This window comes from Polaribacter ponticola (assembly GCF_026191475.2).
In the GTDB taxonomy this organism is placed as follows: Bacteria; Bacteroidota; Bacteroidia; order Flavobacteriales; family Flavobacteriaceae; genus Polaribacter; species Polaribacter ponticola.
Genome location: NZ_JAOSLC020000003.1, coordinates 464185 through 477906, shown reverse-complemented (window position 1 = coordinate 477906; position 13722 = coordinate 464185). Strand labels below are relative to the sequence as shown.

8 protein-coding genes and 1 other RNA gene are annotated in these 13722 nt (G+C 30.8%); all 9 read left to right on the top strand.

Annotated features, from left to right (window positions below; genetic code table 11):
* The first annotated feature begins 52 nt into the window (after window positions 1-52).
* The 9 genes from N5A56_RS06955 to N5A56_RS06915 all read left to right on the top strand — a co-directional run bounded on the left by N5A56_RS06955 (window position 53) and on the right by N5A56_RS06915 (window position 13632).
* Complete coding sequence (locus tag N5A56_RS06955; protein ID WP_265724803.1) at window positions 53-2374, top strand: ATP-dependent helicase; 2322 nt, start codon at window positions 53-55, stop codon at window positions 2372-2374.
* A 122-nt stretch (window positions 2375-2496) separates the two neighbouring features.
* The gene (locus N5A56_RS06950; protein WP_265724802.1) at window positions 2497-3150 is read left to right on the top strand and encodes a DUF4290 domain-containing protein; all 654 of its coding nucleotides are present in this window, start codon (window positions 2497-2499) and stop codon (window positions 3148-3150) included.
* A 5-nt stretch (window positions 3151-3155) separates the two neighbouring features.
* Window positions 3156-4466, top strand: a complete 1311-nt coding sequence (murA, locus tag N5A56_RS06945; RefSeq protein ID WP_265724801.1) for a UDP-N-acetylglucosamine 1-carboxyvinyltransferase — start codon at window positions 3156-3158, stop codon at window positions 4464-4466.
* Window positions 4467-4508: 42 nt separating this feature from the next.
* Complete coding sequence (locus tag N5A56_RS06940; RefSeq protein WP_274270290.1) at window positions 4509-5708, top strand: hypothetical protein; 1200 nt, start codon at window positions 4509-4511, stop codon at window positions 5706-5708.
* A 111-nt stretch (window positions 5709-5819) separates the two neighbouring features.
* On the top strand, window positions 5820-6365 hold the full coding sequence (locus tag N5A56_RS06935; protein WP_265724799.1) for a nucleotide exchange factor GrpE: 546 nt from the start codon (window positions 5820-5822) through the stop codon (window positions 6363-6365).
* 65 nt (window positions 6366-6430) lie between these two features.
* The gene (gene dnaJ / locus N5A56_RS06930) at window positions 6431-7570 is read left to right on the top strand and encodes a molecular chaperone DnaJ (protein ID WP_265724798.1); all 1140 of its coding nucleotides are present in this window, start codon (window positions 6431-6433) and stop codon (window positions 7568-7570) included.
* Between the two features lie 187 nt (window positions 7571-7757).
* Window positions 7758-8065: RNase P RNA component class A (gene rnpB / locus N5A56_RS06925), an RNA gene on the top strand.
* A gap of 232 nt (window positions 8066-8297) precedes the next feature.
* Complete coding sequence (locus N5A56_RS06920; RefSeq protein ID WP_265724797.1) at window positions 8298-11075, top strand: bifunctional aconitate hydratase 2/2-methylisocitrate dehydratase; 2778 nt, start codon at window positions 8298-8300, stop codon at window positions 11073-11075.
* Window positions 11076-11361: 286 nt separating this feature from the next.
* On the top strand, window positions 11362-13632 hold the full coding sequence (locus N5A56_RS06915; RefSeq protein ID WP_265724796.1) for an aconitate hydratase: 2271 nt from the start codon (window positions 11362-11364) through the stop codon (window positions 13630-13632).
* The last annotated feature ends 90 nt before the right edge of the window (window positions 13633-13722 follow it).

Sequence of the window (13722 nt, the reverse complement as noted above, 5' to 3'; positions counted from 1 at the left end):
AAACGAATAGTTTGGCTAATTTCACGTTTTTAAATTCTTTTAAAACAAACTATTGAATACTTACTTAAATACTTTAAACGAAGCTCAAAAGCAAGCTGTCTTACAAAAAGATGGACCTATGATTATAATTGCTGGTGCAGGTTCTGGTAAAACACGTGTTTTAACATATAGAATTGCACATTTAATGCAACAAGGTGTAGATTCATTTAATATACTGTCATTAACTTTTACCAATAAAGCTGCAAAAGAAATGAAAGCTAGAATTGGTGGTGTTGTAGGAGATAGTGAGTCAAAAAATCTATGGATGGGAACTTTCCATTCTGTTTTTGCAAGAATTTTAAGATCGGAAGCAGATAAGTTAGGGTTTCCAACAAACTTTACAATTTACGACTCTCAAGATTCGGTTCGTTTAATTTCTTCAATAATAAAAGAATTAGGTTTAGATAAAGAGCGTTATAAACCGAAACAAATTTTAGGAAGAATATCGTCTTTTAAAAATAGTTTAGTTACGGTTAGAGCTTACCATAATAATCCAGAATATTTAAAACAAGATACAGAAGCAAGTAGGCCAAAAGTAGGTGAAATTTATAAAGAATATGTAGATCGATGTTTTAAAGCTGGAGCTATGGATTTTGATGATTTATTATTAAGAACAAACGAATTATTAGCTCGCTTTCCAGATGTTTTAGCAAAATATCAAGATCGTTTTAGATATATTATGGTTGATGAGTATCAAGATACAAATCACTCTCAATACATTATTGTGAGAGCATTAGCAGATAAATTTGGGAACATTTGTGTTGTTGGAGATGATTCGCAAAGTATTTATAGCTTTAGAGGAGCAAATATTCAGAACATATTAAATTTTCAAAAGGATTATCCAGACGTAAAAACATTTAAACTTGAGCAAAATTACAGGTCTACAAGTAATATAGTAAACGCGGCAAATTCTGTAATAGCAAGAAACAAAACAAAGTTAGATAAAGAAGTTTGGACCTCTAATGATCCAGGAGAAGCAATAAATGTAATGCGAACAATTTCTGATGGAGAAGAGGGTAGGTTTGTTGCACAATCTATCTGGGAAAATCAAATGAATCATCAATTAAGTTCAGATGATTTTTGTGTTTTATATAGAACAAACTCACAATCAAGAGCAATTGAAGACGCACTACGTAAAAAAGGAATAGATTATAAAATCTATGGTGGAATGTCTTTTTATCAAAGAAAAGAAATTAAAGATCTTTTATCTTATTTAAGAATTTTAATCAACCCAAATGATGAAGAAGCTTTAAAAAGAATAATTAATTATCCGGCTCGAGGAATAGGTGCTACTACTATAGATAAATTAACAATAGCAGCAAACCATTATAAAAAATCAATTTTTGATATAATTAAATATATTGATAAAATTGATTTAAAAATAAATTCTGGAACCAAGAATAAACTTCAGAATTTTATGAATATGATGCAAAGTTTGCAAATAGAATCGCAAACAAAAAATGCATTTGAAATAGCAGAAATTGTAGTTAAAAAGACTTTATTAATTAAAGATTTAGAAAAAGACGGTACACCAGAAGCTGTTAGTAAAGTAGAAAACGTACAAGAACTTTTAAACGGAATAAAAGATTTTATAACAGATAAGATAGAAGAAGGTGCAGATGCATCATTAACAACTTTTTTAGAAGATGTTGCTCTAGCAACCGACTTTGATTCTGATAAAGAAGAAAACAAGCCAAGTGTTTCTTTAATGACAATTCACCAATCTAAAGGGTTGGAGTATATGTACGTATATGTGGTAGGTTTAGAAGAAAATTTATTTCCTTCTGCTATGAGTATGAATACAAGAAGTGAATTAGAAGAAGAGAGAAGATTATTTTATGTTGCGTTAACAAGAGCAGAAAAAGTAGCCTATTTAACCTATGCACAAACGCGTTATAGATGGGGGAAATTAGTAGATGCAGAACCTAGTAGATTCTTAGAAGAAATAGACGATCAATATTTAAATTACATTACACCAAAAAGTACAAATCCGTCGATAAATAACTTTGTTGATAAGAGTATTTTTGATGATGCACCGAAAGGAATACGTTTTCAGAAACCAATTCAGCGTAAAAAAATGGAACGTAATTTGGTTAAAAAGAAAGAAATAATTATTCCTAAAAATTTAAAGAAAGTTTCTCAAACTAGCTCTAAATCAAATTTATTTGATGGTAATATTGTTGTTGGTAATTTTGTTGAACACAATAGATTTGGTAAAGGAGAAGTATTGGCTTTAGAAGGAAGTGGACCTAATAAAAAAGCAGAAATTAAATTTGGTACAGTTGGTAAAAAGAAGTTATTACTACAATTTGCAAAATTAAAAGTTATTGGATAAAAAATTAAATTTCAATAAGTAATCTATAATTGGCAATAATTATTTATTTTGCAACGTTAAAAAACTTCAATAGAATATAGTTTAAACCTTGATTTTTATCAAGATACTTCAAAAATACACAGATGACATTCGATTTAGAATATAATTCAGAAAGACCGCTAATGATAATTCCAGAATATGGTAGACATATTCAAAAATTAGTAGATCATTGTTTGGCGCTTGAAACAAAAGAAGAAAGAGATGAAATGGCAAAAGCCATAGTAGATGTTATGGGTAATTTACAGCCACATTTACGAGATGTTCCAGACTTTAAGCATAAATTATGGGATCAATTATACATAATGGCAGATTTTAAATTAGATGTAGAATCTCCTTATCCAGTTCCTTCCAAAGAAGAATTACAAGAAAAACCAGAAGGATTAGCATATCCAAAATCGGCATCAAGATACCGTTATTATGGTAACAATATTCAAACCATGATAGATATTGCTTTAAGTTGGGAAGAAGGCGATAAAAAAGAAGCATTGGTTTTTACGATAGCGAATCATATGAAAAAGTGTTATCTAAATTGGAATAAAGACACGGTAGATGATAAGGTTATTTTTACACATTTATTCAATCTTTCAGATGGTAAGATAGATTTAAGAGAGTCTGAAGAAGTACTTTCAGAAAGTAAAAATTTGTTGAGAAAACCAAGAACTCAGGGGCAAAATAATTCAAAAAATAATTACAAGAAACCCCACCATAACAATCAACATAAAAATAGAAAAAGATAAAATTAATGGCATCATTTAAAATTGAAGGAGGACATAAATTAAACGGAACAATTACACCACAAGGAGCAAAAAATGAAGTTTTACAAATACTTTGTGCAGTATTATTAACTCCAGAAAAAGTAATAGTAAACAACGTTCCAGATATTATAGATGTAAATAAATTAATTTTTATTTTAGGAGAATTAGGTGTTAAAGTAGAAAAATTAAGTAAAAATTCTTATTCTTTTCAAGCAGATGACCTTAATTTAGAATATTTAGAATCAGAAGATTTTAAAAGAGACGGAAGCTCATTACGTGGTTCAATTATGATTGTTGGGCCATTATTGGCACGTTTTGGTAAAGGTTATATTCCAAGACCAGGCGGAGATAAAATAGGTAGAAGAAGATTAGATACACATTTCGAAGGTTTTATTAGACTTGGAGCTAAGTTTAGGTATAATAAAGAAGAGTATTTTTATGGTGTAGAGGCAGATGAGTTGTTTGGTACAGATATGTTGTTAGATGAAGCTTCTGTTACTGGTACGGCTAATATTTTAATGGCTTCTGTTCTAGCTACAGGTACTACAAGTATTTATAATGCAGCTTGTGAACCTTATATTCAACAATTATGTAAAATGTTGAATTCAATGGGGGCAAAAATTTCTGGAGTTGGTTCTAATTTATTAATTATAGAAGGTGTAAAAAACTTAGGAGGTTGCGAGCATAGAGTTTTACCAGATATGATAGAAATCGGTTCTTGGATAGGTGTTGCTGTAATGACGCGTTCTGAGTTAACAATAAAAGATGTTAGTTGGGAAAACTTAGGGCAAATACCAAACGTATTTAGAAAGTTAGGAATTAAGTTTGAGAAAAGGGGAGATGATATTTATATTCCTGAACAAGAATCTTATGAAATTCAAAATTATATAGATGGCTCTGTTTTAACAGTGTCAGATGCTCCTTGGCCAGGATTTACACCAGATCTTTTAAGTATAGTATTAGTTATTGCAACACAAGCCAAAGGAACTGTTTTAATTCATCAAAAAATGTTTGAAAGCCGGTTGTTTTTTGTTGATAAATTAATAGATATGGGCGCAAAAGTTATTTTATGCGATCCACACAGAGCAACAGTTATAGGTCATAATTTTGAAAGTGCATTAAAAGCTACAAAGATGACTTCTCCTGATATTAGAGCTGGTATTTCTTTATTAATAGCTGCACTTTCTGCTAATGGAACAAGTGTTATTAATAATATAGAGCAAATAGATAGAGGTTATGAAAACATAGAAGCTCGTTTAAAATCTATTGGCGCAAAAATTGAAAGAATAGAGAGGTAATAATAGAATTCTGATTATGAAAAAAATATTTTTTTATTTTTTATGTTTTTGTCAGTAATAAATTTTGCTCAAAAAGTAAAAGTTAAAAATTTTAGTTTTGATATTGATATCAGAAACCTAGATGTTTTTAAAAATATAACGACATATAGCTATCAAATTCAAGATGACGGTGATTATTGGAATCATAATAAGAATAAAGATAAGTTTCCTACTTTAGAATCTTTTACAAAAGGAATTTTTATTAATAATTTAAAACCAGTAAAAGAAAATGCTGATTTAAAAATTATTGTTGGCTATTTAGGAAAAGATGTTAATGAAAATGATAAAGATTTTCATAGAGGTACTGGGAAAATTGTTTTCTTAACCAATAAAGATTCTTTGATTTATGAAAAAGAAATTAATATAGATATTGATGATTATCCAGATTCATCTAGTTTTTTATCTAATTTAAACAAAGAAAGAGCAATTGTCTTAACTAAGAATGTTCAAAAGTATATTGATGAAATTAGTTTTCTCTTTACAGTAAAATCCTATAAATTACCATTTGGTATTTTATCTAAAGGAAAAAATATAAATGCTATTAATTATTCCAGAGAATCTAAAATTTTTATTGATAAACTAAGAAATACCCCTTCAGAAGAAGTTTTAAAAGAAGCATTAGTATTTTGGGAAAATCACAAAAAGATAGATTTAGGAAAAAAATTAAAACAAAAGCACAAAAATAGACTAATATACTCTAGCCTTACCTCTATTAGTATTCTTTTAAAAGATTTTGATAAGGCAAAAATGTATCATCGTAAATTATATCAGAACTCTAGTATTTTTAATAATTATACATTAAATATCGATAATTTATTTAGAGATGAAAATATTTCAAATCAATTTAAAATTACTACAAATAATCGATTCGATACAGTAGGTAATTTTTTATATGAAAGTGTATTTATAAAAAAAGGGAAATATTTAAAAGTAGATGAAGAAATAGAATTTGATCAAATTATAGTTCAAAAATTATTACCAAGAACAAATAGGAATGAAAAAATAATTTCCTTAAAATTAAGTGTTGTTCATGAAAAACCAAAGGTGAAATTATACAAAGACGGTAAACTATTAAAAACTATTTACGCTAGAATTAATCATTCTATTAAACTTGAAAGTGGAGATTTAATAAAATTTATTTCAGAAAAAGGTGTAAATATTCCATATTTATATAAACTAGATAAATCTGTGGTTAAGCTCTAAAATACGGCAGGTTTTAGGCAATAATAAAAAAAATAGTGTCAGTTTGACACTATTTTTTTGTTGGCAACATTTTTGCCAATAAATTGTAGACAATTTAACGATTACAAGATAATGAGTAATAAAGAAGATATAAAAGAAGAAGAAATTAACAACGAACAAGAAAATATTCAAGTTGAAGAAAATCAAGAGGTTGAAGCTGAAGTTGTTAAAGAAGAACCAACAGCAGAAGAATTAATTCAAATAGAGAAAGATAAGTTTTTACGTCTTTTTGCAGAGTTTGAAAACTATAAAAAGAGAACAACAAGAGAAAGAATCGAATTGTTTAAAACTGCAGGTCAAGAATTAATGACATCTTTACTGCCAATTATGGATGATTTTGATAGAGGTTTGGCAGAAATGAAGAAAACCGAAGACAACGAGTCTATTACTGGGATGCAATTAATTAATGATAAATTAAAAAATACATTAACTCAAAAAGGATTAACACCAATAGAAGTTAATTCTGGAGATATATTTGATGCTGAAATTCATGAAGCTATAACACAAATTCCGGCTCCTACAGAAGATTTAAAAGGAAAAGTAATTGACTGTGTAGAAAAAGGTTATAAACTTGGTGATAAGATTATACGTTATCCAAAAGTAGTTATAGGACAGTAAATTACAATTAACAATACACAATTACCAATGATCATTGATTACTGTTAATTGATAATTGAACAAAAATGGCAAAACAAGACTATTACGAGGTATTAGGGATTTCTAAATCAGCTTCTCAAGCAGAAATTAAGAAGGGATATAGAAAAATGGCAATTAAATATCATCCAGATAAAAATCCAGATGATAAAGGAGCTGAAGAGAGTTTTAAAAAAGCTGCAGAAGCTTATGAAATTTTAAGCGATGAAAATAAAAAAGCACGTTATGATCAATATGGTCATGCAGCTTTTGATGGACCTCAAGGTGGCGGCGGCTTCGGCGGTGGTGGAATGAATATGGATGACATATTTAGCCAGTTTGGAGATATTTTTGGCGGCGGCGGCGGCTTCGGTGGCGGCTTTGGCGGTTTTGGTGGCGGAGGCGGTCAAAGACAAGCTAGAGTTAAAGGTAGTAATATGCGAATTCGTGTAAAACTTACTTTAGAAGAGATTGCGAATGGAGTAGAAAAAAAGGTTAAAGTTAGAAGAAAAGTACAAGCAGATGGCGTAAAATACAAAACCTGTTCAACTTGTAATGGTTCTGGTCAGCAAATGCGTGTAACTAATACTATATTAGGTAGAATGCAGACAGCAACAACTTGTAGTTCTTGTTCTGGTGCTGGAGAAACAATTAGTAGTAAACCAAATGGAGCAGATGCTCAAGGTTTAATAATAAAAGAAGAAACTGTACCTATTAATATACCTGCAGGTGTAACAGAAGGAGTTCAACTAAAAGTTGGAGGAAAAGGGAACGATGCTCCTGGTAAAAATTCTATTTCGGGTGATTTATTAGTATTGATAGAAGAAATACAACATGAAACATTAAAAAGAGAAGGAACTAATATTCATTATGATTTATATGTTAACTTTTCTGAAGCGGTTTTAGGTACTAGTAAAGAAGTTGAAACTGTTACAGGTAAAGTTAAAATTAAAATTGAAGCAGGTACACAATCTGGTAAAATTTTAAGGTTAAAAGGAAAAGGATTACCAAGCATAGAGAGATATGGTACTGGTGATTTCTTAATTCATATTAATGTTTGGACTCCTCAAGAATTAAATAAAGAACAGAAACAGTTTTTTGAAAAAATGACAGATGACGAAAATTTTTCACCTAATCCAAATACATCTGATAAATCATTTTTTGAAAAAGTAAAAGATATGTTTTCTTAATATTATTTTATAATAATAAAAAGATAAAATTTATTTTAAAAAAATGTCTTTTGTAAAACATTTTAATATATATTTGAAGTGTTATTGATTAATCAATAACACTTTTTCTTTTTCATAGCAATTTTTCCCACTCAAGATTTATTTTGAGTGGGTTTTCTAAATAAAAGAGATAAAAGATAAAATAATATTAGCAGACTTATCTTATCGCTTTATATTAATTATAAAGAGGAAAGTCCGGACACCAAAGAGTATTCATAGCGGATAACATCCGTCCAACGTAAGTTGAGGACAAGTGCAACAGAAAGCAAGTACAGTTCGGCTGTAGTGAAACCGGGTAAACTCTATGAGGTGCAATGCCATGTAAATTAGAGCTTGAGAGCTACTCGCTCGATTCTAAAGGGTAGGCAGATAGATTCTAAGAGTAATTTTAGAACTAGATAAATGATAAGAGCCTTTTTTTAGGTACAGGATTCGGCTTATTAGTCTGCTTTTTTTATTTTATTACGAAGTCTTCATTAAAATTTACAATTACCCCTTTTATGTTGAATAATATTCAATAAAAAATCAAATAACTTTTTTTATTCAGAAATTTGAGCAATCTATTATTTATCTTTTAATTTTAAGATAAAAAATGTAATTTTGTCAAACTAATAATTAACAAAAAAATACAATTTATTTTTTGGTCTTTTAATTGGTCATTTATCAATTGTATATAAAGAATTCTTTCATGAGCATATATAAAGATTACCTAAAAGAGATTGAAGATAGAAAAGAATTAGGTCTTCATCCTAAACCAATTGATGGCGCTGAATTAACAAGTGCAATTATTGCCCAAATTAAAGATGTAGATAATGAGTACAGAGAGCAATCTTTAAACTTTTTTATCTATAATGTTTTACCAGGAACAACAAGTGCTGCTGGTGTAAAAGCAAATTTTTTAAAGGAAATTATTTTAGGTGAAGCAGTAGTTAAAGAAATTACTCCTGCCTTCGCTTTCGAACAATTATCGCACATGAAGGGAGGACCTTCTGTAGAAGTTCTTTTAGATATTGCTTTAGGTAGTGATGCTGCTTTAGCTAATGAAGCTGTAAAAGTATTAAAAACTCAAGTTTTTTTATATGAAGCAGATACAGAGCAATTAGAAAAAGCATATAAAGCTGGAAATGTAATTGCTAAAGAATTAATAGAGAGTTATGCGCAAGCAGAATTCTTTACAAAATTACCAGAGATCGATGAAGAAATCGAAATCGTAACTTTTGTAGCTGGTATTGGTGATATCTCTACAGATTTATTATCTCCTGGTGCAGATGCACATTCAAGATCAGATCGTGAGTTACATGGTCAATCTATGTTTGAGCATAATAAAGAAATGCAAAAAGAATTATTGGCTTTAAAGGAAAAACATCCTAATAAGCGTGTAATGTTAATTGCCGATAAAGGAACAATGGGAGTTGGATCTTCAAGAATGTCTGGTGTAAACAACGTTGCGTTGTGGACAGGTATTTCTTCAAGTCCTTATGTACCATTTATTAATATTGCTCCAGTAATTGCTGGTACAAACGGTATCGCACCAATTTTCTTAACAACAGTTGGTGTAACAGGTGGTATTGGTATTGACTTAAAAAACTGGGTAAAGCAAAAAGATGCTAACGGTAACACTATTGTTGATGCAGAAGGTGATGCTATATTAAAAGAAGAGTATTCTGTAGCTACAGGTACTGTATTTACTATAAATACAAAAACAAAAGAATTATTAAGAGACGGTAAAGCAGTAAAAGATATTTCTACAGCTTTAACACCACCAAAACAAGAATTTATTAAAGCAGGAGGTTCTTACGCTGTTGTTTTCGGTAAGAAATTACAAACTTTTGCTTGTAAAGTTTTAGGAATCGATGTTCCTCAAGTGTATGCAGTAGCAAAAGAAGTTTCTATTGAAGGACAAGGTTTAACTGCTGTAGAAAAAATATTTAACAAAAACGCGGTAGGATCAACTCCTGGTAAAATTTTACATGCTGGTTCTAACGTAAGGGTTGAAGTAAACATTGTAGGTTCTCAAGATACTACAGGTTTAATGACCTCTCAAGAATTAGAGATGATGGCTGCTACAGTTATTTCTCCAATTGTAGATACAGGTTACCAATCAGGATGTCATACCGCTTCAGTATGGGATGATAAGTCAAAAGCTAATATTCCAAGATTAATGAAGTTCATGAACGACTTCGGATTAGTTACTGCACGTCACCCAGAAGGAAAATACCATGCAATGACAGATGTTATCCATAAAGTATTAAACGATATTGCAGTAGATGATTGGGATGTAATTATAGGTGGAGACTCTCACACACGTATGGCAAAAGGAGTTGCTTTTGGAGCAGATTCTGGTACCGTTGCCTTAGCATTAGCTACAGGTGAGGCTACAATGCCAATTCCTGAATCTGTAAAAGTTACTTTTAAAGGAGAAATGAAACCTTATATGGATTTCCGTGATGTGGTACATGCTACACAATCTCAAATGTTAGATCAATTTGAAGGAGAGAATGTTTTTCAAGGAAAAATTATAGAAGTACATATTGGTACATTAACTTCAGATCAAGCCTTTACATTTACAGATTGGACTGCAGAGATGAAAGCAAAAGCATCTATCTGTATTTCTGAAGATGATACGTTAATTGAGTCGTTAGAAATATCAAGAGATCGTATTCAAATTATGATTGATAAAGGGATGGATAATCCTAAACAAGATCTTAAAGGGTTAGTTGATAAAGCAAATAACCGTATCACAGAAATAAAAACAGGAATTAAATCGGCATTAAGACCAGATGCAGACGCTAAATACTATCAAGAAGTTGTTATCGATTTAGATAAGATTGTTGAACCAATGATTGCGGATCCAGATGTAAATAATGAAGATGTATCTAAGCGTTATACGCACGATAATATTCAACCATTATCTTTTTACGGAGGAACTAAAAAAGTAGATTTAGGTTTCGTAGGATCTTGTATGGTTCATAAAGGAGATATGAAAATTTTAGCTCAAATGCTTAAAAACATTGAGAAACAACACGGTAAAGTTGAATTTAAAGCACCTTTAGTTGTTGCACCACCAACATATAATATTGTAGATGAGTTAAATGCAGAAGGAGATTGGGAAGTTTTAGTAAGATATTCAGGTTTTGAATTCGATGATAAAGCGCCTAAAGCAGCGGCTCGTGTTAAATATGAAAACATGTTGTATTTAGAACGTCCAGGTTGTAGTTTATGTATGGGTAATCAAGAAAAAGCAGAAGCAGGAGATACTGTAATGGCAACTTCAACACGTTTATTCCAAGGAAGAGTTGTTAGAGATACCGATGAGAAAAAAGGAGAATCTTTATTATCATCAACTCCAGTAGTAGTTTTATCAACTATTTTAGGTAGAACTCCAACTTTAGAGGAATATCAAGCAGCAGTAGAAGGTATTGTTTTAACAAAGTTTAAACCTTCAACAAAACAATTAGTAGGATAATATATAGATATCATAATTATATTAAAAAGCCTGAGTTTTCTACTCGGGCTTTTTTATACCATAACATTTTTTTAAAAATTAATTTGGGCGTTACCACAAGGGTCGGGCTTTACGTTCCCAATCTTTTTGCTCGTGCCTCACAAAAAGGATTTCCACTACAATCCCTAACGCAGCATGCAAGTAACAAATCGTATTATATATAAATCACTTAGGGAAATACTTTTATAATCATGCCATATTTTGTATATTAGGATAAATAAAATTAAAATTTTAAAACAAAAAAAGTATGGCATTCGATATTGACATGATTAAGAAAGTTTACAGCCAAATGGCAGAACGTGTAGATGCTGCTCGTGAAGTCGTTGGTAAACCATTAACACTTTCAGAGAAAATTTTATACAATCACCTTTGGGACGGTAAAGCAACAACAGCTTTTACTAGAGGCAAAGATTATGTAGATTTTGCGCCAGATCGAATTGCATTACAAGATGCAACTGCACAAATGGCTTTATTGCAATTTATGCAAGCGGGTAAAAATAAAGTAGCAGTTCCAACAACAACACATTGTGATCATTTAATTCAAGCAAAAAATGGTGCAAGTACAGATTTGCAAACTGCATTAAATACCAGTAATGAGGTTTTTAATTTTCTAGAATCGGTTTCAAATAAATACGGATTAGGTTTTTGGAAACCAGGAGCAGGAATTATTCATCAAGTAGTATTAGAAAATTATGCTTTTCCAGGAGGAATGATGATTGGTACCGATTCTCACACCGTAAATGCAGGTGGATTAGGAATGGTGGCAATTGGAGTTGGTGGAGCAGATGCAGTAGATGTAATGGCTGGAATGCCTTGGGAACTTAAATTTCCAAAGTTAATAGGAGTAAAGTTAACAGGAAAACTTTCTGGTTGGACAGCACCAAAAGATGTTATTTTAAAAGTAGCCGGAATTGTTACAGCAAAAGGAGGTACAGGAGCCATAGTAGAATATTTTGGTGAAGGAGCAAAAAATATGTCTTGTACAGGTAAAGGTACCATTTGTAACATGGGAGCAGAAATTGGAGCAACAACTTCTACTTTTGGTTATGACGAATCTATGGAGCGTTACCTACGTGCCACAGATAGAGCAGATGTTGCCGATGCGGCAAATAAAGTAAAAGAATATTTAACTGGAGATGATGAAGTGTATACAAATCCAGAGCAATATTTTGATCAGGTTATTGAGATTAATTTATCAGAATTAAGTCCGTTATTAAACGGGCCATTTACACCAGATTTATCTACTAAAGTAGGTTCTGATATGACAGATATCGCTAATAAAAATGATTGGCCTTTAAAAGTTGAATGGGGATTGATAGGTTCTTGTACAAATTCTTCTTATGAAGATTTATCTCGTTCCGCTTCTATTGCACAACAAGCAATTGATAAAGGATTAAGCACAAAAGCAGAGTTTGGAATTAATCCAGGTTCTGAAAAAGTTAGATATACGGCAGATAGAGATGGAATTTTAAAAGTATTTGAAGATTTAGATGCTACAATATTTACAAATGCTTGTGGCCCTTGTATAGGTCAATGGGCTCGTTATGATGATCCTAAGAATGCTCCTAAAAACTCTATAATTCATTCATTTAATAGAAACTTTGCAAAACGTGCAGACGGAAACCCCAATACGCACGCTTTTGTTGCATCACCAGAAATAGTTGCTGCTGTAACTATAGCTGGTCGTTTAGATTTTAACCCAATGACGGATAAACTAATAAATAAAGATGGAATTGAAGTAATGTTAGATGAGCCAACCGGTTGGGAGTTACCTCCAAAAGGTTTTGAAGTTAAAGACGATGGATATTTAGCACCAGAAGAAGATGGAAGTAATGTTGAAATTATAGTGAATCCAAATTCAGAAAGATTAGAATTATTAACTCCATTTAAACCTTTAGGAAATAAATTATCTGAAGTTAAATTATTAATAAAAGCACATGGAAAATGTACAACAGATCATATTTCTATGGCAGGGCCATGGTTGCGTTATCGTGGGCATTTAGATAATATTTCTAACAATATGTTAATTGGAGCAGTAAATGCTTTTAATATGAAAACGAACTTTGTTAAAAGTCAGTTGAATGGAGAATATGACGCAGTACCAAAAACAGCAAGAGCATACAAAGCCGCTGGAATTAACACTATAGTAGTTGGAGATCATAATTATGGCGAGGGATCATCTCGAGAACATGCAGCAATGGAACCACGTCATTTAGGTGTAGCAGCAGTTTTAGTAAAGTCTTTTGCTAGAATTCATGAAACTAATCTTAAAAAGCAGGGAATGTTAGGTTTAACTTTTGCAAATGAATCTGATTATGACTTGATACAAGAAGATGATACTTTTAATTTTGTTGATTTAAATGATTTTAGTCCAGATACTCCATTAACGATTGAAGTAGTTCATTCTAACGGAAACAAAGACATTGTAATAGCTAATCATACTTATAATATTAGTCAGATAGAATGGTATAATGAGGGTTCTGCTTTAAATCTAATAAAAAAAGAAAACGTTATTTAATTTAATAATTTCCAAGGATAGAACTAAAATTCTATCCTTTTTTTATACTAATAAATTATTTTATTTAAATTTAATCTAAATAAACTTGTT